Annotated in this window: 18 protein-coding genes and 2 pseudogenes; 11 read left to right on the forward strand and 9 right to left on the reverse strand. The window is 46.4% G+C overall.

Features of this window, described 5'->3' with window-relative positions:
• Positions 1-97: 97 nt before the first annotated feature.
• The 3 genes and pseudogenes from H3H32_RS37855 to H3H32_RS14455 all read right to left on the reverse strand — a co-directional run.
• Positions 98-358, reverse strand: a pseudogene (locus H3H32_RS37855) (SusD/RagB family nutrient-binding outer membrane lipoprotein); the annotation flags it as partial.
• Positions 359-383: 25 nt separating this feature from the next.
• Positions 384-1619: a SusD/RagB family nutrient-binding outer membrane lipoprotein gene (locus H3H32_RS14450; RefSeq protein ID WP_220472642.1), complete on the reverse strand. Its 1236-nt coding sequence runs from the start codon at positions 1617-1619 to the stop codon at positions 384-386.
• Between the two features lie 11 nt (positions 1620-1630).
• Positions 1631-4744, reverse strand: coding sequence for a SusC/RagA family TonB-linked outer membrane protein (locus H3H32_RS14455; protein WP_182463378.1), 3114 nt, complete (start codon positions 4742-4744; stop codon positions 1631-1633).
• Positions 4745-5068: 324 nt separating this feature from the next.
• On the opposite strand from H3H32_RS14455, the gene H3H32_RS14460 reads away from it, so the two are divergent.
• The 4 genes from H3H32_RS14460 (at position 5069) to H3H32_RS14475 (ending at position 9371) form a co-directional block, all read left to right on the forward strand.
• Positions 5069-5827 carry a DeoR/GlpR family DNA-binding transcription regulator gene (locus H3H32_RS14460; protein WP_182463379.1) on the forward strand — a complete coding sequence of 253 codons (759 nt, stop codon included), beginning with the start codon at positions 5069-5071 and terminating at the stop codon, positions 5825-5827.
• Positions 5828-5995: 168 nt separating this feature from the next.
• Positions 5996-7069 (forward strand): hypothetical protein, encoded by a 1074-nt coding sequence (locus tag H3H32_RS14465; RefSeq protein ID WP_182463380.1) that lies wholly within the window; start codon positions 5996-5998, stop codon positions 7067-7069.
• Positions 7070-7153: 84 nt separating this feature from the next.
• Positions 7154-8527, forward strand: coding sequence for a hypothetical protein (locus H3H32_RS14470; RefSeq protein ID WP_182463381.1), 1374 nt, complete (start codon positions 7154-7156; stop codon positions 8525-8527).
• Positions 8463-9371 carry a phytanoyl-CoA dioxygenase family protein gene (locus tag H3H32_RS14475; RefSeq protein ID WP_309547155.1) on the forward strand — a complete coding sequence of 303 codons (909 nt, stop codon included), beginning with the start codon at positions 8463-8465 and terminating at the stop codon, positions 9369-9371. The genes H3H32_RS14470 and H3H32_RS14475 overlap by 65 nt, the downstream gene beginning before the upstream one ends.
• Here the strand turns inward: H3H32_RS14475 and H3H32_RS14480 are convergent.
• Positions 9363-9893, reverse strand: a complete 531-nt coding sequence (locus tag H3H32_RS14480; RefSeq protein WP_182463382.1) for a GNAT family N-acetyltransferase — start codon at positions 9891-9893, stop codon at positions 9363-9365. The genes H3H32_RS14475 and H3H32_RS14480 overlap by 9 nt on opposite strands.
• 315 nt (positions 9894-10208) lie before the next feature.
• Between H3H32_RS14480 and H3H32_RS14485 the strand changes: the two genes are divergently transcribed.
• The 3 genes from H3H32_RS14485 (at position 10209) to H3H32_RS14495 (ending at position 14161) form a co-directional block, all read left to right on the forward strand.
• Complete coding sequence (locus tag H3H32_RS14485; protein WP_182463383.1) at positions 10209-11126, forward strand: PhzF family phenazine biosynthesis protein; 918 nt, start codon at positions 10209-10211, stop codon at positions 11124-11126.
• A gap of 63 nt (positions 11127-11189) precedes the next feature.
• Positions 11190-11678, forward strand: a complete 489-nt coding sequence (locus H3H32_RS14490) for a GtrA family protein (RefSeq protein ID WP_182463384.1) — start codon at positions 11190-11192, stop codon at positions 11676-11678.
• Between the two features lie 308 nt (positions 11679-11986).
• The gene (locus tag H3H32_RS14495; RefSeq protein ID WP_182463385.1) at positions 11987-14161 is read left to right on the forward strand and encodes a GEVED domain-containing protein; all 2175 of its coding nucleotides are present in this window, start codon (positions 11987-11989) and stop codon (positions 14159-14161) included.
• 15 nt (positions 14162-14176) lie between these two features.
• Here H3H32_RS14495 and chrA read toward each other — a convergent pair whose 3' ends face one another.
• The 5 genes and pseudogenes from chrA to H3H32_RS14520 form a co-directional block, all read right to left on the reverse strand.
• Positions 14177-15379, reverse strand: a complete 1203-nt coding sequence (gene chrA, locus H3H32_RS14500) for a chromate efflux transporter (RefSeq protein WP_182463386.1) — start codon at positions 15377-15379, stop codon at positions 14177-14179.
• A gap of 130 nt (positions 15380-15509) precedes the next feature.
• Positions 15510-16470: pseudogene (locus H3H32_RS14505) on the reverse strand (isopenicillin N synthase family dioxygenase).
• 140 nt (positions 16471-16610) lie between these two features.
• Positions 16611-17306, reverse strand: coding sequence for a superoxide dismutase (locus H3H32_RS14510; protein WP_240543773.1), 696 nt, complete (start codon positions 17304-17306; stop codon positions 16611-16613).
• A 149-nt stretch (positions 17307-17455) separates the two neighbouring features.
• The gene (gene recR / locus H3H32_RS14515) at positions 17456-18067 is read right to left on the reverse strand and encodes a recombination mediator RecR (protein ID WP_182463387.1); all 612 of its coding nucleotides are present in this window, start codon (positions 18065-18067) and stop codon (positions 17456-17458) included.
• A 77-nt stretch (positions 18068-18144) separates the two neighbouring features.
• On the reverse strand, positions 18145-18435 hold the full coding sequence (locus H3H32_RS14520) for an ATP-dependent Clp protease adaptor ClpS (protein ID WP_182463388.1): 291 nt from the start codon (positions 18433-18435) through the stop codon (positions 18145-18147).
• Between the two features lie 158 nt (positions 18436-18593).
• On the opposite strand from H3H32_RS14520, the gene H3H32_RS14525 reads away from it, so the two are divergent.
• The 4 genes from H3H32_RS14525 (at position 18594) to H3H32_RS14540 (ending at position 23293) form a co-directional block, all read left to right on the forward strand.
• A complete protein-coding gene (locus H3H32_RS14525; protein ID WP_240543774.1) occupies positions 18594-20075 on the forward strand; it encodes a sodium:solute symporter in 1482 nt (493 codons plus the stop codon).
• Between the two features lie 159 nt (positions 20076-20234).
• Positions 20235-22124 carry a TlpA disulfide reductase family protein gene (locus H3H32_RS14530; protein ID WP_182463389.1) on the forward strand — a complete coding sequence of 630 codons (1890 nt, stop codon included), beginning with the start codon at positions 20235-20237 and terminating at the stop codon, positions 22122-22124.
• A gap of 13 nt (positions 22125-22137) precedes the next feature.
• Positions 22138-22497, forward strand: coding sequence for a cupin domain-containing protein (locus H3H32_RS14535; protein ID WP_182463390.1), 360 nt, complete (start codon positions 22138-22140; stop codon positions 22495-22497).
• 157 nt (positions 22498-22654) lie between these two features.
• Positions 22655-23293, forward strand: a complete 639-nt coding sequence (locus H3H32_RS14540; protein ID WP_182463391.1) for a GntR family transcriptional regulator — start codon at positions 22655-22657, stop codon at positions 23291-23293.
• Positions 23294-23534 lie beyond the last annotated feature (241 nt).

A 23534-nucleotide genomic window follows, 5' to 3' on the forward strand; every position in this document is an offset into this window, starting at 1 on the left:
CCCGCACCGGCGGACCCGCTGATTTTTAAGATAGCTAGGATTAAGGATGATCCTAAAAATCCGCCGGTCCGCCGATGCGGTTCAATTGTATGTCGGATTACTTATCCAGCCACATCTGCGTCAGAAAGGTATTATCTCCCTGCCGGGCAACGGCGCTTAAATAGTTCTCTTTATTCAGGTTTTCTTCTGTTGCAGGATAAAGCATCCGACGGAAGATTTTTCCTCCTGTAATGTTCCCCGTATAATTGTTAGGCACCAGAGCTGGATAACCCGTACGACGCCAATTCAAGAACACCTCCTGCGAATTCGGGAAAACCGATACCCAGAACTGCGTGTACAGTTGCTCCAGTTGCTGCGCCTGGGTTGCCGTGGGAACAAAAGCGTTAGCGGCAGCATATGCATCGAATGTTCGCCTGCGAAATCACGCCATCAGTACCAAACAACGACCATTGACGCATCGACGCTTTAAGTCCCAGATCATACAAGGCAGCAGGTGTCTTCGCCGTGTACCAACCCCGAATAGCGGCCTCGGCCAGATAGAAGTTAACCTCCGCATTCGTCAGCACTAACATTGGTGCGTTCAGCTTGAGAATTGTGTTCTGATTAGGCTCCGAGTACGTGACGAAATCAGACGGTTTGGTATTTGGAATTGTAGCCACCATCCCTTTCTGAATACTCACATCGGTACTTGGTTTGCCTCCAACGTACACAACTGAAAGAACAGGTAAACGAGGATCATTCGTTTTCTTTAGGTAATTGATAAACGTCTCGTGATATTTGCCACCCTCCGGATTGCTTATACCGTCGGCCTTCAGGTAATCGCTATTTAGCATCCAGTACGACAATGGATTCTGATTAATAACCTGACCTGAAGACAGATACGTAATTTTGGCCATATCGGCATCTTCGGTGATCAGGCTTCCGGCGATGGCTTTTTTCACCCAGGTTTCGGCCAGCGCCACATCGGGCTTGGTCATCCGCATACCCATACGTAACATGAGCGAGTAGGCGAACTTCTTCCATTTATTGATATCGCCCCCGTACATCAAATCAGCCGCACCATAAGTCGATTTTGTGGCATCGAACAAGGCAACCGCTTTTTCCAGCTCACTTAACAAGTCGGCGTAAATGTCCTTTTGTGGGTCATAAACCGGCTTAAAAATACTTTGGGTATACCCCTGTGCCGCCTGCTTGTACGGAATGTCACCGTATAAATCGGTGATTTTGGAGAAGCTATAAGCTCGCCATATTTTGGCAATGGCCAGTTTGTTCACCTGCAGCGGATCTTTTTCCAACGCCCGAATTACCTCACCAATTTCGTTGATCTCGTTTGGGTAGGCGTTCGTAAAAACGGTGTAGGGAGCCGTGCCCTGGTTGAAAATATATTTGGACCCCCAGCTCGCTACATCGTTATAGCTGGTCGTGTATTGCATCGTGCCCTGCAAACCCGTAATCATGTTACCGACAGCGTCATATTGCGCTTTGGTAAATACGAAATCGGCGCTAACCGTGCTGGATGCATCGGGGTTGATATTGAGTTCTTCCAGCCCTTTATCGCAACTCTGCAGTACGCAAAGTGCCAGGAGGCAATAGGTAATTTTATGGAATATAGTTTTCATGAATGTCGTCGTTAGAATTTTACGATGAGGTTCGCGCCATAACTTCTGGTACGGGGTAATCCTAAAGATTCAAAACCCTGATTCGAACTGTTGGTGAAGCTCTGCTCTGGATCGAAATTGTCGGTATTCTTGTAGAGTGTCAGGAGGTTACGAGCCACAAACGAGATACTCGCCGACTGTAATTTCACAAACTTCAGGGCGCTGGTCGGGATATTGTAGCTGAAAATGACCTGACGAAGCTTCACGAAACTGCCATCATGCAGGAACAGATCGGTGTAGTTTTTGTCATTGTCATAATACGTCCGTAAATCCCCTTTCGCGATTGTCCGACTATAAGCATCCCCTTTAGCCGTCACACCCGTTATCGTCAGCCCATTATCGCGTCCTGGCAGCGTTTGTTTCAACTTACCCATCCGGACAGCGTATACCTCCATGACGGAAAAGACTTTGTTACCGAACTTACCATCCAGCAAAATATTCAGCGAGAAGTTCTTGTATTTGAACTCATTCGTGAAACCCATTGTGAGCGGAGGCACCCCTTTGCCTAACTCCTGAAGAGCTGATTTCACGGCGTAACCTGTAGCCGGATCGTATACGATATTACCGTTGGCATCGCGCACTTTCGTGGTTCCAACAATAGAACCATAGGTACTTCCTTCGATCGAATTGATGTAAGCGTAGTTGTTTACCGTCGTTGCCATTTGAATCGAATTGATACCATCGGCCAGCTTCACAACTTTACTCTGGTTATAAGCCACATTGTAACTCAGATTCCAGCCGAAGTTCGACGTGCGGATAGGCGTTACGGTTACCAGTGCCTCAATACCCCGGTTGTTAAGCTTACCGACATTCAGGTAAACCGAGTTATACCCCGACGTAGGCGAAGTGCTCGTTTGCACAATATCGTTGCTAGTGGCCCGGTTGTAATAGGTCAGATCAAGGCCAACTTTCTTATTGAAAAACTGTAAATCGATACCCGCTTCAAATGTCGTTGACGTTAGTGGTCTCAATCCTGCGTTGGTTAAGCCTGAACTAGTTGTCAGGTTAGTCGTCACGTTCTGAAGCGGTTGTCCAGAACTTGGAATCATCGAATAAGTCAGATTAACGACGTACGGATCAGGCGTTGCGCCACCCACCTGTGCCCATGAAGCACGAACTTTGGCATAATCAACCAGGCGGGGCAATTGGAACGCTTGCGACAGGACGAAGCTACCTCCTACAGATGGGTAAAAAATGGTGTTGTTCTGCGGACTCAGGGTTGAGAACCAATCCTGCCGTCCGGTCGCCGTTAAGAACGCAATCCCCTTATAATCAAAGTCAACCGAGCCGAATACTGAGTTTGTCCTGGTGTGTTGGTTGAGCGGTATGGTGCTCGACGTAGCCAGGTTTGTTGAGCTATAGAAGAAAGGAATCGTAAACGTTGCTCCCGATAAATTCAACTGGTTATAGCTGAAATTCCGTTGGTTCATCCCCGCCAGTGCCGAAAAGCCAAAGTGCCCAAATGTTGTGTTGTAATTTGCCGTGAGCATACTGTTGGTTTCGCTCACATCAGTTTTCAACTGATTGAACTGACCGTTCGGGACATAGCGCGTTCCTGTTGGCAGAATGTATCGGTAGTTGTAATTATAAAAATCCCGGCTTACGGTACCTTTCACTGATAAGTTTTTCAGGATTTTGTACGTCAGCCCCAACTGACCAATAAAGCGGTTTTTGCTGTCGTCCTGCTGGTATTTGTTAACAACGAAGTAGCTGTTAGATGCAATGTCGGCATCGTTCCAGGCAATTTCAGTACCATTGGCATCATAGCCAGGGCTCAACCACCGGATGTCGGACGTATTTCCAATCATGTAAGGCGTCCAGTTCGGGTTGCCAAGGGCATCACCGGCACCGGTTTTATTATGCCCGTTTTCCAGCGTGTATTGCGCCACGGCTTCCAGCGAAATCTTATCCCCGAATGACCCATTAATGTTCAGGTTACCGGTTTTCCGTTTGTAAGTGTTTGTTGGCAGAATCCCTTTGGCATCCAGATCAGATAGCGAGAAACGATAGTTAACTTTCTCATTACCACCCGTAAAAGCCAACGTATTCGTAAAGGTTTTACCAGTCTGATAGAAGTTTTTGATGTTGTCTTTCTGCGCAATATAAGGGTGCGTCAATCCATCGGCACCGACAAAGTCAGAACCATCAATTTTAGCGCCCCACGAACGGCGTCCCCAGGCAATAGCCTGTGCCTGTGTAGTTGGCTTAGTCGCGTTGTCGCCCTGGCCATATTCGTACTGCCAATCGGGGAATACCGCTGCATTTTCCATCGTGAATGTCGAGTTGTACTCCACACCGATGCCGCGCTGCGCTCTCCCTTTTTTCGTTGTGATCAGGATAACCCCGTTGGCCGCCCGCGAACCGTATAAAGCCGCAGCCGTGCCTCCTTTTAAAACGCTAATCGACTCAATATCATCCGGGTTAATGCCAGCGATACCATCGCCCCGGTCAACGTTACCCTGGCCACCATTCGTAGTGGCAGCGCCACCAGGTACCGTGTTGTCAATCGGCATACCGTTAATTACGTACAGTGGCTGGTTATCACCGGTCAACGAACCGTTGCCCCGAATGATGATTCGGCTGGAACCGCCAGGGCCGGTTGAGAGACCCGTTGCGTTGACACCCGCAATTTTCCCCGAAAGTGCGTTTGCTACGTTGTTCTCTCTAGCTTGCGTAAACTCCGATCCTTTTACTTCGGTCACTGAGTAACCCAGTGCTTTCTTATCTTTTGTAATCCCCAACGCCGTTACAACAACTTCGCCCAGTTGGGTAGCGTCTTCTTTCAGGCTCACATCAACTACGGAGCGGCCGTTTACGGTAATTTCCTGAGCCACAAATCCGATGTACGAAAAAATCAGTGTGGCCTGCGGACTCGACACATTAATCGAATACTTTCCCTGACTGTCGCTGACAGTTCCTTTCGTAGACCCTTTCTCAACAATCGTTACACCGGGTAGCGTAGCGCCATCGCCAGTATTCGTCACTTTCCCCGAAATCGTTTGTGCGAAGGCAGGCACACTCAACAACCAGAGCATTGTGAGCAGCTTACTTAAATGAGTAGGCCAGCGTAGTAAAATACGATCCATAGTTTATGATTAATTAGTTAAGTTAAGAATACCTGGGATGCAGTTTTGCAAATTTTGCAATCTTTCAATGCAATTCTTGCGCAATATAGCCGCCGATATTGCAACTTTGCAAATAATATTTCACCTATATGGCCAAAACCTAAATATTCTATGCAAAAAGTACATTTTTCAGTTGCTTTATGCGGCATAATCGGAGTTTTTGCAAAGAGCGTTGCAATAAATCAGCAACTAGTTCTTAAGCTGTTGGTTGATCAATTTGTGAATAGGTAAGATTTTGCCCTTATTTTGCTTTCTGTGTTAAGTAACCGAACGTAACATTCTCTTATGTCAATTGCTTTTTTAAAGGAGGAACGTAAAGATTTAATAATCAATCAATTAAATCTTCATACGCGAATCAATCTGACCGATTTGGCTGTTACGCTAAACGTATCTGAAGACACCGTCCGACGCGATATAAATGACCTGGCCGACGAAGGGAAGCTGATTAAAATTCGTGGGGGCGCCATGTCGAAGGCGTACCATCACTCCTCGCAGTTGCAGGAAACGTATGCACACCAGAGCAAACGGATTATTGGCGAGAAGGCACTTACGCTCCTGCGCGATGGCATGCTGATTCTAATGGGTGGCGGCACAACGATCCGGGAGTTCATCAAGATGATTCCGGCGGACCTAAAAGCAACCTTTATTACGGTTAACCCCCTCACTGCCGTTGAGTTACTGGACAAACCCAATCTGGAGATCATTATGATTGGCGGGCAAATTTCCCGCTACAGCCAGATGAGTGTAGGGGGCGAAGTGTACCAGCGTCTATCAGAATTACGCGTCGATCTGTGCATTATGGGAACCAATGCCATCGACGCCAAAGAGGGGCTGACCGATTCGGATTGGGAAACGGTACAAGCCAAGAAGACGATGATTCGGGCTGCGGAAAAGATTGTCATTCTGGCCATTTCCGAAAAGATGAACAGCGTTATGCGCATGAAAGTGGCCGATTTGGGCCAGATCGATTATCTGATCACCGAGCTACCTGCCGATTCTCCGCAATTGTCGCCCTACCGGTCGGGAAAAACCGAGGTCTTGTAAAATCACTAACAAGTAGTCCTAAACATACCCGATACCACTTGCCATTCAGCCTAAATTTTCTCCGTATCACACGGATGAGTTGCATCAATAGGGTACTATTTCCGTATTTACAGGCGTTTTCTATTTAACGACCTGATCCGGCCAACGCTGTGTCGGCTGGTTTCTATAATGACGCTTATCAATCGATTATTTTCCGCTTTTTCCCGCAGTTCGGCAAAGCAGGAGCCAGTATCCCCTATTGTTGCGGTTATGCCCGTATCTGCTCCTTTGGATACTCCCCTTCTGAACCAGTCAGAACCTGAATTTCCGTTAAATTCCTATAGTACAACTGCGCCATTACCCGCCTGGCTAGCTGATGAAGAGAGTTTGCGCGATGAGGGTGTGCTTTTTGGTCTCTCAGATGCTCGACCCGATGGCAAAGTCGCCCAAATTCGGGCCTATTTTGGCCAACAAGCAGCCCCGCTGGAGGAACAGGTCGAGCATTACACCGACAAGATTGGCGAACTCAATCTGTTAATCGAACAGCGGGAAAACCGTATCACAGGTCTTCGTGATCAAAGTAGCGATCTACGCGACGCCCAAACAGCCCAGCATAATCTGATCCGGCATAGTGCAAGTCTGATTTTATCGCTTGTGTTGTGTGTTGGCAATTTTTACCTGATCGACGAAACTCTGCGCCCCACATTTCCCAATCGATGGATTGCGGTCGGTGTTTTTATGGCGGGCATGTTCAATTTGTTTGGGCGAACATCGTTTTTTTACGAAACCGATTCTCGTTTAACCGGTCGACGACTGATCGAAGAGTTTGGCTTACCACTTGCCACGTCGCTTTTTATTCTCGTTCAGGCCTTACAGACCCAATCGCTCTCTCAAGCCGTTGGCTTATTTGTGTTTGTGTTCTTTCTCTTCCTTTTAGCCGGAAAGCTCCTCTTAAGTACGCTGACGGCGCTTCAGACCGATCTGTTAGCTATTCAGCACAATCACCAATTAGCTATTAATAAAAAGCAGAATATCCCTGCCTGGGAAGGCGAGATTGAGCGCCTGAATCGGGAAATTGATGCCATCCGGACGAAGAAGTGGCCTATTGTAACAGCCCTAAATCATACCCAGGCCGAACAGACCCGTTTGAACACTCAACGCGATGGGCTTGTTAACTTATTTATTAGTGAGTTTGAGCTCGCCCGCAGCCTCCGTGATCGTTTGACCACGCAGCAGCGGGAAGCGATGTTTAATGAGTTGTAGTACGGATTATGTTGCCCTGTTTTCCTAGTTGAAAAAGCACAACGTATTTCTCTACAACTTCCTAACAATACAACTTGACTATTTATGGAACCAACCAATAATCCCGACTTTCAACACGGCTATACCAGCGGTGTGGAAGGCGTAAATCGGGAAACATACGAAGGATATTTGTCCAGTCAGATTAATACAGACTGGCTTTCTGAGCGAATTCAGGAAAAACGAACCGAACTAGCCAACACCGAACGGCAGTTAACCGAAACGACCGATGCCAACCGCACAGCTTTTGCTACGCTACAGGCGCATACAGTTCAGGTAGAACGGTTAGCCAAACAAATCAGCCAGCACGAGGCCGACCGGAAGACGCTGGAAACGGAACGGGATACACTACTCGAACGCCGAACCAAGGCCGCTCCCGATTACTCGCTTCTGGCAGGAATTCTGTTCCTCATCGCCGGTACCTCATTTTTGGCGGGTGATTTAATTATCTCCCATGAAATTGTGGCCTATGCGCTTAACATCCGCAACACCAACGAAGCCTGGGCCTTTGCCGTCGGATTAGCGATGGTGTCCATTCTGTTAAAGCCTGCTTATGATCGACTGATCGAGCAACCTTACCAGGAGGACCCGGTAAAAAACGGGCAGAGATACGGACGTTTTAAAATGGCGCTGGCCGTATTTTCGGTGCTGACATTAGCCGTACTAGGCTGGTTTCGGTATGAAGCTTATCGTACCGACCAACTCAAGTCGGCCATTAACAAATCTGTTCGTCAACTTCAACTGAATACCGATCCAACTGCTGCAACACAAACCCTTAGTCCATCGACGCTCAACCAAATTGAAAAACAACTGGGCCAGTCGAGTGAGCTAAATTTAGCCCTAGTCAATAGCCCGTGGGCACTTTTATCGTTTGTATTGAGTGGCATTTTGTTCGCACTGGCCGGGGCCGTTTGTCTGGGTATTGCATTGCCGGTTTTGTCTGCGTTCTGGTTTAGATGGTTGCAGGCCGATATAAAGCTCTGGAAATTACGCCGTCGCCTGAAACGAGTTGATCAGCAAATTGCCCCGCTTGAAGCTCAGTTTGCGGAGCAGCTTACGCAGCAAAACGTACTGCAACATAACCTTGATTTATTGCCTAGCCTTACAGAGTTGAAGGAACAACGGCAGACTATAAATGCTGATTTGAACGAGTTGTTTGCTGAACTAAAACTGGCCCAAACCGATAGTCGTATCAGCAATTTCAACGACGGCTATGGTCAGGGAGAAGCTACACGCACTGTCTTGAGTGCCGAAGAACAGCGGCAACTACGGAAAGAGATGCTGTCACTTCAGAACAACAACAGAAAGCGAACCGATGAATCTCGTCCGAATGGCGCTTCGCCTACTAACGGAACGAATGGTAAGCCACAGACGCTCAGACCCTATCAAACTGTTCGGAAGTTTCTTTCTGACGAGTTATAAGGAGAAGGCAGCTACTGTTTTGACCTATTTCTTCGCCGAGTACCTGACTATGGAGAATACGCTCGATCATCAACAAATTCAGGATTTTATTCAACAGGGATTTGTCCGCATTGACCGGGCGTTCTCCACAAGCCTGGCCGAAGCGTGCCGGACTATACTTTGGGCGGATACGGGTTGCGATCCGAACGATCCAACTACCTGGACTAGCCCCGTTATTCGGCTTGGTAATTACGATCAGGAACCATTTCGACAGGCAGCCAATACACCCCGCTTACTGAATGCGTTCGATCAATTGGTTGGTCCGGGCCAATGGCAGCCCCTAACTAGCCTGGGTACGTTTCCTATTCGTTTTCCCAGCCCCGTCGATCCGGCTGATACAGGCTGGCACATCGACGTAAGTTTTGCCATGGAAGACGACGACCCGACTGACTTTCTGTCCTGGCGGGCTAATGTAGTTTCGAAAGGGAGATCGCTATTGATGCTGTTTCTGTTCTCGACAATCACCGAAAATGATGCCCCAACACGTATTCGGGTTGGCTCGCATGTTGATATCGCCCGTCAATTGGAGCCCGCTGGCGAAGTGGGATTGTCTTTGCGCGAACTGGCCGCCAACGGATTTGACGAAACAGCTGACCTACCCGAAGTACTGGCGACCGGCGAAGCAGGCACTGTTTATTTATGCCATCCGTTTCTAGTTCATGCAGCTCAGCCACATCACGGCATCCATCCACGCTTTTTGGCTCAACCACCGCTCCTACCGGCTCATCCTTTTCAACTAGAGCGAGCAAACGGCCATTATTCGCCGGTTGAGCAAGCCATTCGTCTAGCATTGCGATTAGCCTAAGAATTCAAAACACAATTTTTCTGGATCGTCACTGTCAATCTGACGAAAGCCGTTTTTAACCAGCACGCCAATAGAAGCCTGATTGTCAGGTAATGTATGGGCAATAATTCGCTTTACGCCTGCTTGCTGCCAGGCATGTTTACTGAGCGTTGCAACCACTTCGGTAGCAATTCCCTGACGTCGCCACTCGTGGGAAACTGAATAACCAATTTCCAGTAACCCGCTTGAATCTGGCGGTCCAAAGTAACCACCACTAGCAACCAAAGTTGCAGGAGTTGATGCCGTCGGATACGCAATCACATACCAGGCATACCAACCGAGAGCCTCTTCGCCACCAGCTAAAAGTTGATCCAGAAAAAACTGCATAGCTCCCTGATCATATTCACCTGGAGGCCAATCAGCAGGAATAGCCACATTCAGGGAGTGCGCAAGTCGCTGGTTACTAATTAACTCTGACTGCAATAGACTTGGTGAAGCTGCTACGAAAAGTAAGCGGGGTGAGTACAGAAAATGCGAATTCATACACTTAATCTACATTAATTTTTGACTTGTCATGGTTATTCTACGTCTAAACCTATCTACATGCCAATAAGTCTCGATATATCCTTCTAGATTTGTGTCGTGTATTTCCGAAAAATAACTGCAACTCTTTTCCGGGGATTTCTATTAGATCGTATTTAAGTTTTCTTAATAATCTTTTTTGTCATTTCGACGTCAGGAGAAATCTCAAGTTCGCGTATTAATCAAGCTTGAGATTTCTCCTGACGTCGAAATGACAAAAAAGATAAGTGATTTCTATAGAAACAAAAGGTTGAACAGACTCCAGATTAACGTATAATGAAGTCAGTAAAGTTTTATATTGTTGATGTTTTCGCTTCTCAAAAATATCAGGGTAATCAGTTAGCTGTTTTTCTGGATCTGGAAGATTCACTTTCTCAAAAAGAAATGCAGCAAATTACGAAAGAAATTAATTTTGCTGAGTCGGCTTTTATTAAAGAGAATAAAAACAATGAACGCTTTATTGTAAAAATATTTACGCCCGAATACGAAGTTCCATTTGCGGGTCACCCGTCACTCGGCACCAGCTATATCATAGCTAAATTTATTTTACCAAAAGCTATCCCTAACTTAGTCCTTGAATTAGCCCATAGCGATATCGACATTACCATCTTCAATCCTGAAAATCTGGATGATAGCTTATTTTTTATGCGCCAGGCACAGCCTGAATTTAGGGATACCTTTACAAGAGAAGAAGTTTCTGAAGGCCTCAGAATCAGCCTGAACGACATTGACACAAGCTTTCCTATTCAGGAAATAAGCACTGGGCTTCCGTATATCCTTATTCCGCTCACCAGCTTGGCGGCTATGGAACGCCTTAGCCTCACGTTTGACTCATTAAAAGAGTTTTTAGTTTTCCGAAATCGATACCGAACCAACAGCCTGACAGGCCATACTACCTCTCTATTTTTCTTCACCAAAGAAACGTATGAATCAGGTAATACCTACAATACCAGAATGTTATTACTTGAAAATAATAAGCTAACCGAAGATGCAGCAACTGGTAGTGCCAACGGCTGTTTTCTAGCTTATTTATTAGCCCATATGAGTCCCCAAATTAACGTAACTGTAGAACAGGGTTTTCAAATTGAACGAAAATCATATTTGTACCTTGATGGAAAAATTTCGGGCGGTAATTATCAACTAAATGTGGGAGGGCGAAATAAATTAATCTCAGAAGGAGTTTGGTATATTTAGCAAAAGAAAGGCAAAATCACATTAACTCTCAACCCTCCTAGTATCAACTTTTTCGTATTACTTATGGCCAATGAGCTTTTTAACCGCCGAGATGTTTTAGCCTATTTTATCGTCGCTGCAGTCGGTGCATCCGTGCAACTAATAGCTGGAAGCGTACTCCAGGATTGGTTTCAGGTTACCTACCAGCAAGCTTTATTTATAGGATATATCATCGCTTTTCTGGCGGGCTTTTTCCTAACTAAGCTTTTTGCCTTCAACGCGAAAAACTCAGCAAAGACACAACGGGAAGCAGTCAAATTTACGCTTGTATCCATTCTCTCCTGCCTGATAACTGTTTATGGAGCGTCTTTCCTAAATGACTATTCAACGGCAGCAATTGGGACCCATACCATTATCATTCCTTTCTCGGTAAAAGAAGTTAATCTGAATAAATTCATGTCGCAGATTGCCGGTATGGGGCTTAGCTTCTTAAGCAATTATATACTTCACAAACGCTTCACATTCGCGAATACCGGTTTCTATGAAAAGCTAAAAGCCTTACTCAACTTATAAGCTTTGTTATACACAATTTGATTTTTTATTCTCACTTGGTTAAAACCCGGCGCAAAAACACAGAATAAACGAACTGCGCCGGGTTTTAACCCGGCGAATATGAAAAAACTTAGTCAACTTAATAAACACTCGTTCCGAAAATCCCTGGTGAATGAACGATCAATACAATATTTAAAAACTATCAAAAAAGTAAGAATAAAATATACTTTATATTACACAAATAATCTATTCGTAAAAAATAGTATAAATACATATCTATTTATATAGGAAACTGTTGTACCTTGAATTTTCAACACCAACATGTTCCTATGCCTACTCTCTACTTAAAAAAAGCTAGACATTCGTCTATTCAATTCCTTTGCATAGTTATCAGTTTAAGCCTGGCTACGCCTTCCTTTCTGCTAGCTCAACTGATTAAACCGCGTGCCGTTCTGTGTGGTACTGAAAACTTGACGGCCGACGAACGAAAGGATCTTGAAGCGGAAGCAGCGTTGGCGCTCCGCTTGAAAAAAGCCTCAGGAGCACTCTTCACCACCATTACTTATATCCCCATCCGACCACACATAATCCGCAAATCGGATGGTACGGGCGGCTATACAATGGCTAGTCTTAACAATGTAATGGCGCTCACCAACAAGTATTATCTTCAGAATGGTAACGGTATCCAGTTCTATTTTTCAGGCACCACCCCCGACTATATAAATAACGACGCCCTGTATAATCAGTACCGGCAAAATACAGATGATGCCACGGTAGCCCCATACGATGTAACGAATGCATTGAACCAATACTATGTCCATCAGTTCGATAATGGGAATCTGGGAGGTTACGCCCGATTTCCATCGAACGATGTAGCCTCTACCCGTACAATCATTCTCGATGAAAATTATGACGATGATATGGGCAATCGGTTAGTGCCACACGAACTAGGCCATACGTTTAATCTGCTACATACCTTCGAATCGGCCTATGGCTATGAGCGGGTGACTCGGGGCAGTGGAGCAAACTGTACCACAACAGGCGATTTAATCTGTGATACGCCAGCCGATCCTTATGGGCGATACGCTGCTGCAACCAGTTCCTGCGTTTCTGGATGCCCATCTAGCTATACCTGTTCATTTACCGACGATCAGGGAAATCTGTATTCCCCTTTACCAACGAATATTATGTCCTACTATTACCCCTGTACGCATGACTTTACGACCGGACAATATGATCGGATTCAGGCCGGACTAGCTACCCGTCAAAGCCACACCGCTTATACCCTCAATGCGCCCCCTACAAGTATGGTAGCCCCTTCCAATGTAGTAGCCAGCATACTGAGTAATCAAATAGTAATAACCTGGCAGGATAACGCTAGCAATGAAATGGGCTACTTCATCGAACGATCCACATCACCAACAGCAGGATTCGCTCCGATAGGCGGTGTAGAGCCTAATGTAACAACATTCACCGATGTATCCTTTGATTCCCGGACTACCTATTATTATCGTATTAAGGCATCTAATACCACTACAGGCAGTATCAGTACAACGGCGTCTATAGTTGCGCCCGATTGCCTTCCTAGCTTCTCTGACGATGGATGCCCTTTTTCAATTAACATAACTGGTGTAACTGTTAACAACAAAGTTTTAAGTCAAAGTTCAGGTTGTTCATCTGGTACGAATAGCTACTATACCTCATTTACAGGCGTTAGTGGAACAGTCGTAGCGGGACAATCAGTCTCGTTTACTGTCACAAAAGGCACAACGAATACGATGGGTAGTTCTATTTGGGTTGACGTAAACAATAATCATGTTTTTGAAACCAGCGAACGGCTATATCAAATGTCAGCAGCCGATAAGGCAGCTACATTTTCAGGCACGTTGACTATACCAATCAGTACTACGGCAAGTACAGTTGTTATGCGCATCGTAGCTGCCTTTTCAACAATTCCGGGAGACCCATGTGGTAGTTATGATTACGGAGAGACAGAAGACTATATCTTAGTTGTACAGCAACCTTGTAGTCCACCTGTTGCCAGTCTGAACGGAACAACGACTATCACAGCTGGGCAAACGGCAACCCTTACAGTCACATTAACTGGTAGCAGCCCTTTTTCATTAACAGTGAATACCAGTAATAGCTCACCGATCACATTCACAGGCATTACGGCCTCTCCATTTGCTTTCACTGTGACTCCTGCAGCCAGCACAACGTATACACTCACTAAAGTTGTTAATGCTTGTGCAACTGGTACAGTTAGTGGTATCGCTGTAGTTACGGTCAATTCCTGCACAACTATGTACACACTCAAAATCGGTTCCTGGAACGACCCTACCGTCTGGTCGTGCAATCGCTTACCCACCCAAACCGATTTAGTTACGGTTGGTCATCAGGTTACAATTCCCAATGGATTTATAGCCAAAGCGTTGCAGGTAAACTACACGGGTGGTGGCCAACTTGCCATTAATCCAACCGGTCAGCTACTCTTTCAGCCGTAAGAACTTAGAAAGAAACTATAAGACAATACCTGCCAGCAAACCACCTAAAATCAGTACGTAAGGCGGAATCTTGCTGTACAATAGCAATCCTATCGTCACTAATACCACAACTACCGATGGCCAATGTGGTGCCATTGGTTCAAAAAGTGCGATGGCTGCGGCAGCCGTTAATCCTGTGCTGGCGGCATTGATTCCCCCCAGGGAGGCACGTACAACCCGATACCGTTTGAGCTGCTCCCAGAAACGATACACAAAGAAGATAAGAAACGTACCGGGCAGGAAAATCCCAACTGTTGACACTAAACTGCCCCATAGTTGGCCGTGTACACCTGCATCACGCATGGACAGTGCTCCAATGTAGGAGGCAAACGAAAATACAGGCCCTGGTACAGCCTGTACGAGACCAAGGCCAGACAAAAACTCCTCGCGGGTCAGATAATGCTTGAAAGCCACGAACTCATTATAGAGCATGGGTGTCAACACCTGTCCTCCGCCAAAGACAAAGCTGCCGTTCCGATAAAAGTTCTCGAATAACCGAACGGGTAAAGCGTGGGTGATGGCGCCCATTCCAGCCGCTAAAACAAATACGCCTAACCACAGAAAAAAATTAGCCCATTGAACACGCAATGGCTTTTTCTCCATTCGTTCCTGCTTCTCATAAGTCAGCGCAGTGGTAAGGCCGCCAATGGCAATAACAATTGGTGTCATAACTGGCGATCGAAAAACATAGCCAACCAACGCTGCCGTAATTGCAAGCGCCAGACTCACTTTATCCTGAATAACCTTTTGCCCGATTCTGTACCCGGCGACTATCATAAAGCCAACGGCCATTGGCTGAATAAACCGGGCAAACTGGAGCGAAAGATGATGACGTTCCAGGTAAGAAATTCCGATTCCGGCCGCTGTCATGATTAATACAGCAGGCAGAATCCAGATGGTAACGGTCAGGTAAGCCAGATTTGGACCGCCAATTTTAAAACCTAAAGCGGTGATGGTTTGGGTGGAAGTTGGCCCCGGCAACACTTGCCCAAGGGCATTTAGCTCCAGCAGTTCTTCTTCCGTCAGGTAGCGCCTTTTCTTTACCAGACGGTCGTAGAACATGGCCAGGTGCACCTGCGGACCACCAAACGTCGTGAGGGCAAGAATCAGCACATCTTTCAGGAAGATGATGTACCGGATTCGGCGCACGGGTTTAGCAGTCGTTAGATAAGGCAACATGGTTGAGGGTCAGGAGTGGTCAACTGTGGTCAGAAATAGTCAGAGGTGGTCAGAAATAGTCAAGTGTCGAAATACCAGGCAATTCTCACCTATTCCTGACAACACTTGACTACTTCTGACTCATCAATGACTATTTCTTTTTTAGTCCTAATTCCATCAACCGCTCATCCAGAAATTCCCCAGCTGTCATGTCGACATATAGTTTGGGGTGTTGCGTATCAATACAGCTTTCCAGACTAGTAAGATTCATGTCAGCCCGTGGGTGCATAAAAAACGGAATGGAGTAGCGCGACTGGTTCATTTTTTCACGGGGGGGGGTTCACAACCTGGTGAATCGTCGACTTCAATTTGTGGTTTGTAAGCCGATCGAGCATATCTCCCACGTTAACCACAACCTGATCGGGCAGCGCCGTAATGCCAATCCATTTCCCATCGCGACGCAGTACTTCCAGGCCATCTGCCGAAGCCCCCATCAACAATGTAATCAGATTGATATCGCCATGAGCAGCCGCTCGTACAGCACCATCAGGCGTCGTGTCGGGATCAAGCGGGAAGTAATGGAGAGCCCGCAGAATGCTGTCGCCGTTCCGAACTTTATCATCAAAATACGTTTCGGGTAACTCCAGATACAGGGCAATGGCTCGCAATAATTGCTTGCCTGCGTTCTCGAGTGTTCGGTAAGCGGTCAGCGTTGCTTCCCCAAATTCGGGCGATTCCTCAGGAATCACATTGGCAGGCATATCGCCTTCTGGCTCAGGTTGACCGATGTGGTAAAACTCCTTTAAATCAGCGACTTTAAAGCCTTTCGCAGTTTCTTTCCCTTTGCCAATATAGCCGCGCTGGCCGTTGAGCTCGGGGTGTTCGTATTTTTGCTTCACACTATCCGGCAAAGAAAAGAATGCTTGTGCTGAGCTATATAATTTTTTCGTCAACTCATCGGTCAGGCCGTGGTTCCGAATGGCCACAAATCCAATCTGATTAAATGCCCGGCCTAAATCCTGCACGAATTTAGCTTTACGGTCAGGATCGCCTGAGGTGAAATCCGCCAAATCCAATGACGGAATTTCATTGTATAATTCTTCTGCTAACATAGACGAAAACTATTTTCACAAAAATACAAAAGCTAAAGGTTAAAAAGTTATAAAGTCATAAAGTTGTAGAGTTGGTTAATACGCCCATGGACTCTACAACTTTATGACTTTATAACTTTTTAACCCTATTACTCTTTCGGTTAGGCGCCGAAATTCTTGCTTGCTTTATTCCAGTCAATTACGTTCCAGAAAGCGGTAACATAGTCAGGGCGACGGTTCTGGTACTTCAGATAATAAGCATGTTCCCAAACGTCAAGGCCCAGAACAGGTGTACCTTTTTTCTCGGCCAGCGCCATCAGTGGATTGTCCTGATTCGGTGTCGAAATGATTTCAACCTCGTTACCATTTTTGATCAACCATACCCAGCCTGAACCAAAACGACCGGTGGCAGCCTTAGCCCATTCCGTTTTAAAATTGTCGAACGAGGTATATTTCTTATTAATCGCATCGGCCAGAGCGCCTTTTGGTGCGCCACCAGCATTAGGGCCCATAATATTCCAGAAGAACGTGTGATTCCAATGACCACCGGCATTGTTACGCACAGCGGCTGGGGTACTGGTTGTTACGCTTTTCACCAGAGCCTCAATATCCATCTTCGCCATGTCGGTTCCGGCAACCGCTTTATTCAGGTTGTCCACATAAGCTTTGTGGTGCTTACCGTGGTGAATCTCCATGGTCATTTTATCGATATGTGGCTCAAGTGCGCCCGTGTCGTAAGGGAGTGGCGGCAACTTAAACGGTCCCTCTGCCTGAGCAGGTGCAAATCCAAGAGAACGGAAGGCTATCAAGCTGGCTGAAGTACCGAATGCCAGTTTCAAAAACTCGGAGCGATTCATGCGAATGATTGGTTTTGGGAAAACAAAAAACGTCTGCGACCACAAGTGCCGTTAAACAAAACCCCACAAATGGGCGAATGTTCAACAACGAACGGTCACAGACGCAAAGAAACGAGTTTTTGTCTCCCCTAGGCTATCGGAGCCAGAGATTATTCATAGGCAATCCGGCTCAGAATACTCCGACCAAGGGTTACCTCATCGGCATATTCGAGATCGCCCCCGATGGGAACTCCCCGGGCAATAGTCGAAATTTTAAGATTAAACGGCTTGAGTTTCTTTTGCAGATAAAAAGCCGTTGTGTCACCTTCCATAGTGGGGCTAATGGCCAGAATAATTTCACGAACGTGTTCACCTTCTGGCCCACGTAAACGAGCCATGAGCGAGTCAATTTGCAAATCGCTTGGCCCGATTCCTTCAACGGGAGAGATGATTCCTCCCAGCACATGATATAGACCCTTAAACTGGGCTGTGTTCTCAATCGCAAGTACGTCGCGCGTGTCTTCTACAACGCAAATCAAGGATTGATCGCGTTTATGGCTGGCGCAAATGGTGCACAGATCGTGGTCTGACAGGTTATGGCACTTCTGACAATATTTGACCTTCGTTCGCATGGCCGTTAAACTCTGGGCCAGCAACTCGGTTTGGTCTTCGTCACGTTTAAGCAGATGCAATACCAGCCGGAGTGCGGTTTTTTTCCCAATTCCCGGCAGTTTCGACACCTCGTTAACCGCTTCTTCTATTAGTTTGGAGGGGTATTCCAAGAGTTTGTTGTTTAATGAATAATGTACAGTGAGTAATGTATAATGAGCTAAACCATTCTACAGTATACATTATCCATTCAATTCAGGACTTCAGCCGAGATGCCTCGTCGGCAGATCTCATTACGCATTGGGACAAGTTCTTCCCATGAACCGTTTTTAACAGAGCACTTCCCTTTGTAGTGGATCAGGAGTGTGCATTGCTCAGCCTGTTCGGGGGTGTGTTCACAAACGTCGATCAGGGTATCAATGACGTGTTCAAACGTATTGACATCATCATTGAAAACCACGAGGTTATGAACGTCGGTTTCAACTACTTCATCGAGTACATGTACGTCGGTCGACCAGTCGTTTTCTTCAAAAGGTTGCATGGGATCGAAAAGCGTGTTTACTTAGCAAATTTACGGAAAAATGGGCAGTTTTAAAAACTACATCCGTACACAAAAACAACCTTAATTGAGCGTAAAAAGTTGCCTTCGGACAGGCTTTCTACTTGTACGTTGTCCGTTATAAATCGTTAGTCTACTTCATGAACACTACCCTCGCTTTAGTGATTTTAATTGCCTATTTCGGGATGCTGATTGCCGTCTCGTTTTACACAGCCCGGGGAGCCGATACCAATGCTTTTTTTACTGCTAATCGCCAGTCTCCCTGGTGGTTAGTCGCTTTCGGAATGATTGGCACTTCCTTATCAGGCGTTACATTTATTTCGGTTCCAGGAGCCGTTGGAAAGATTGGATTTTCGTATTTCCAGGTCGTATTGGGCTACATCGTTGGCTACTTTGTGATCGGTTCGGTACTAATGCCGCTCTATTATCGCCTGAACCTGATTTCCATTTACGGCTACCTCGAAAAGCGATTTGGGTTCTGGTCCTACAAGTCTGGCGCGGGCTTCTTTCTGCTCGCCCGAACGGTGGGCTCAGCCGTGCGACTTTACGTAGCAGCCGGGGTTTTGCAGATCGCTCTTTTCAATGCATTGGGCGTTCCGTTCGAGGTTTCGGTGTTCATCACAATCGGATTAATCTGGATTTACACCTTCAAAGGGGGCGTTAAAACGATTATTGTAACCGATACACTCCAAACCGTATTTCTGGTTACGGCAGTTGTATTGACTATTGTGCTAATCTCCCAGGAGCTGGGTTTATCGTTCAGCGGATTGATCCAAACCGTAAAAACCAGCTCGATGTCGCAGGTGTTTTATTGGGATGGCAATGACCCTAAGAACTTCTTCAAGCAGTTTATTTCGGGGGCATTCATTGCTATCGTAATGACTGGTCTTGATCAGGATTTGATGCAGAAAAACCTGACCTGTAAGAATATTGGCGAAGCCCAGAAGAACATGTTCTGGTTTACGGTAACACTCGTTTTCGTGAACTTTATGTTCCTCTCGCTTGGTGTCTTGTTATACGTATATGCTCAACGCGAAGGCATCGAAATTCCAACCCGGACCGATGACCTGTACCCAATGCTGGCGCTGAACCATCTTGGTCTAGTCGTTGCCATTACGTTTCTGTTGGGTATTACAGCTGCTACCTACGCCAGCGCTGATTCTGCCCTAACGGCCCTAACAACCTCCTTTTGCGTCGATTTTATGGACGTGGAAAAGCGCCCGGAAGCCGAGCGGTCGCGAATCAAGCACATTGTTCACATTGGCTTTTCAATACTGTTTTACATTGTCATCATTGTGTTCCGGCAATTGAACAACAAAGAAGTCATTACCGCTGTTTTTGACATTGCGGGCTATACGTACGGGCCATTATTGGGCTTGTATGCATTCGGTATTTTCAGCAAACGCCCTGTAGTAGATCGCATTGTACCACTAATCTGTGTAGTATCACCCATATTAACCTATGTTATCAATGAAAATTCAGCATTTTGGTTTGGTGGCTACAAGTTTGGTTTTGAGCGGCTACTACTAAATGGTGCAATCACATATCTTGGTTTATTAACAAGTAGATATTTTGAATTAATCATACTTTTCTTTTTTCGCTTAACGAAATTACTCCGCTAACACACAGCTGAAGGAGGGGGTTAATAGGTCTACTTTAGAATGCATCTTTGTGTAATAATACCATAATCTCAGTCTGTGTCCTCAGAGAACGCCTGTAGGCGTTCTCTGAGGAGCAGATCAACTTGACTATACCCTTGAATAAGAATTATTTGTAACGTTATGCGATTAACTTTCTGTACTCTTCTCTCGCTTGTAACAACCACAACATGGGCCCAATTCTGTTTTTCGCCAGAAAAGCCGCAGTTGGGGCAGATGGTGTCGTTTACCTATAGCCCACAAACTACACCTTTAGCCAAAGACAGCACACTTGAGGGTCGTTTTGTGCGCTACAGCACCCCGAACATGATGCAGATCAGCCGTCCGACGACTGTTACGTTAGTACGACAGGGCGCAGATTACGTTGGCGAGATTTATATACCGACCAAAGACGTAACTGGAACGATGCTCTTTTTTCGTAACAGCAAGCAACCTCAGCGGACAGATCTGAACAATGGCCAGTTTTATGTCATTCCAGTTTGTGATGCATCGGGCCGAATAGTGCCCCATGCTACGGGTGGTCAGGCATCGGTGTTTACGCGTAGTCATTTTTTGAATGAAACAAACACGCGGTTCGATCCTAACTGGGTTGTCACGCTCTATAATCACGAGCTGGCGCAAAACCCTGATTTGCAGTCGCTGTACTGGTCCGATCGGTTAGCTGCGCTTATTAAACAGAAAAAACCGGGCTATGGCCCGAAGGTCAAAGCCGAGATAGAGAGTTATTTAGCCTCCCGCCCAAATCCAACCCTTACTGAATTGACCGATGCCATACGATTGTACGATAGCATGGGGGATTATCAGAAAGTGAATGCCCTCCGCGAACGGCAAAAAGTGGCAGAACCTGCGGGTTCGTTAGTGCAGAAAGACCGCGCTATCGCCATTCGGGCACAAACGGACTGGACTCGCCAAAAAGCAGCTTACGAAGCCTTTGTTCATGAGTTTCCGACCTCATCGCATTTGTCCGATCTGGCGGTGATTATGACAAATGGGTACTTCAAAAACAACGATATCCCGGGTCTGGTTACGTTTGTCGAGCAGCAGCCAACCACCCAAACCGATGTACTAGTCCTGAATACCATTGCCTTTCAACTAGCCGACGAACGTCGCTCTTTACCCGAAGCGGAACAGCTGATCAAGCACGCGATCACCGTATTAAAAGTGCATCCTAAACCCAGAAACGCGTCGGCTAACTGGGAAGCTGAAAAGCAAAACCGGCAACGGCAGTTAATGAATACGTATGCTCGGGTATTGGAACAGCAAGGCAAATACACCGAAGCCTATACTGCCTACCAGGAGGTTATTAATCCAGATGATGCCGAAGCCAGTGATCCACGCACGAACGAACGCTATTTCCTATGCGCTCTACGGGCGAACCATGCCGCCGATGCGCTTCCGATGACCGAGGCTGCCATTCAGGTAGGCAAGGCAACACCGGGCCTGAAAACCGCGTTACATGACTGGTATGCCAAACAACCCGGCAACACGCCCGCCAAAGCCGATACGTATCTGGCCAATCTCGAAGCCGATATAAAGGCCGACCAACGCGACGAGATTCAGGAAAAGCTGATCAACGAGCCAGCTCCTGCCTTTACCCTCACCGATTTGCTGGGGCGAACCATTTCGTCCTCGGCCTTCAAGGGTAAAGTGATTGTCCTTGATTTCTGGGCCACCTGGTGCGGGCCCTGCATTGCATCGTTCCCAGCCATGCAACAGGCTCAGAATCGATTCCAAAGTGATCCAAATGTTCGGTTCCTGTTCGTCAATACGCGCGAAGGTGGGCCAGTTCAGCGAGTGCATAATTTCATGGAAAAACATCCATATAATTTTGTGGTGCCCCTAGATAGCCAGCAGAAAGTGTCCAATGCCTATAAAGTTCAGGGCATCCCAACGAAGGTGGTAATTGGCCCTAATGGTCGCGTTCGGTATCGGCAAATTGGTTTTTCGGGCGACCCTGAAGCCACCGTTAATGAGCTGGCCCTGGTGGTCGAAATGCTGAAAGAAGGAAAGTAAATGTTCAAACCCAATGCCAGAGGATAATCCTAAAATCATATCTACGCAAAACGCCGAACACTACATCTGGGGAGCAGAGTGCGATGGCTGGCATTTAGTGAAATCCGATTCGTTGAGCATCATTCAGGAACGTATGCCACCGGGAACGGCTGAAGTGAAGCATTATCATCGACAGTCACGGCAATTTTTCTTTGTCTTATCGGGCGAAGCAACCATGCAAATCGGGCAGGAGACAATCCGTCTGAAGGCAAACGAAGGCATCGAAATCCCGCCCTTAGTTCCACATCAAATGCGGAACGACTCGCTGCATGATGTCGTCTTCATGGTTACCTCAACGCCCAAGAGTCATGGAGACCGGGTTATTGTCGCTTAGATCCGTGCCACGGTTTATTATCGCGCTCAATAGAACCGTGGCACGGATCTAAGCGATAACAACCCGATCTCATCAGACAGAATTATACAATAACTTAATTGATTACAAAAAACCTTACATTTGTCACCTTAATAGATCTATTTTTTGTTTACAAAATATGAAAGTCGATTCGCTTGCCAACAAGGCCTATATCGAAATCAGGCGAAAAATATTATCCAACCAGTTAGTGGCGGGAACGCGCTTAAAAGAAGATCTCTGGGCTAAAAAGCTGGACGTGAATCGGATGGCGGTTCGCGAAGCGCTTACTCGCCTTCAGGGTGAGCAATTGGTTGTCTTTGGCGAGAAAGGCGGCTATTTCGTGAAATCCATAACAGCCGATGATATCCGTGAAATACGCGAAATACGCGAAATATTGGAGTTGAGCGCCTTACGATTAGCTATCCAAAAAATTGATGATCAGCAACTTACAAAACTAGAGGAAATCTGTAATGATTTCACCTCAATGGTCGCTCGTGGGTATTTGAGCGGTGCTCTGGAGGCTGATGTTAAATTTCATGAAACTCTCATCGACTGTGCTGGTAATTCTAAGCTGATGGACATTTATCAAATCAGCAACATTCCCTTGTTCCACCAAAAAATTGGGAAAACTCAGATCCATATGAACGATTATGAGCTTACCGATCAGGAACATCGACAAATCCTAAAAGGCCTGAAAGACAAAAACTTACCACTTGCTCAAGAGGCCCTCACCAAGCATTTACTCCGGGGAGAAACCGCTTCACTAGAGATTGAATAAATAGCCCCAGGAGCCCAATCGGGCTATACTGTTCCCCCTTCTCCAATTGCTAATCTTGTAGGTATTTTCAAGCTTACTCTTAAGCAAGCCTATCTGGCTGTATCCCACAATCGGCTACAATGGCCAAAACCCAACAAGATTAGCTCTATTATTTCCGCTGATTTATTCGCCAGCCACATTCTCCCTTGTTGCCTACCTGTTCTCACAACGAATACGAAGCTGAAACCAAACTTATTCCCCT

The sequence above is a fragment of the Spirosoma foliorum genome, from assembly GCF_014117325.1.
GTDB classification, from domain to species: domain Bacteria; phylum Bacteroidota; class Bacteroidia; order Cytophagales; family Spirosomataceae; genus Spirosoma; species Spirosoma foliorum.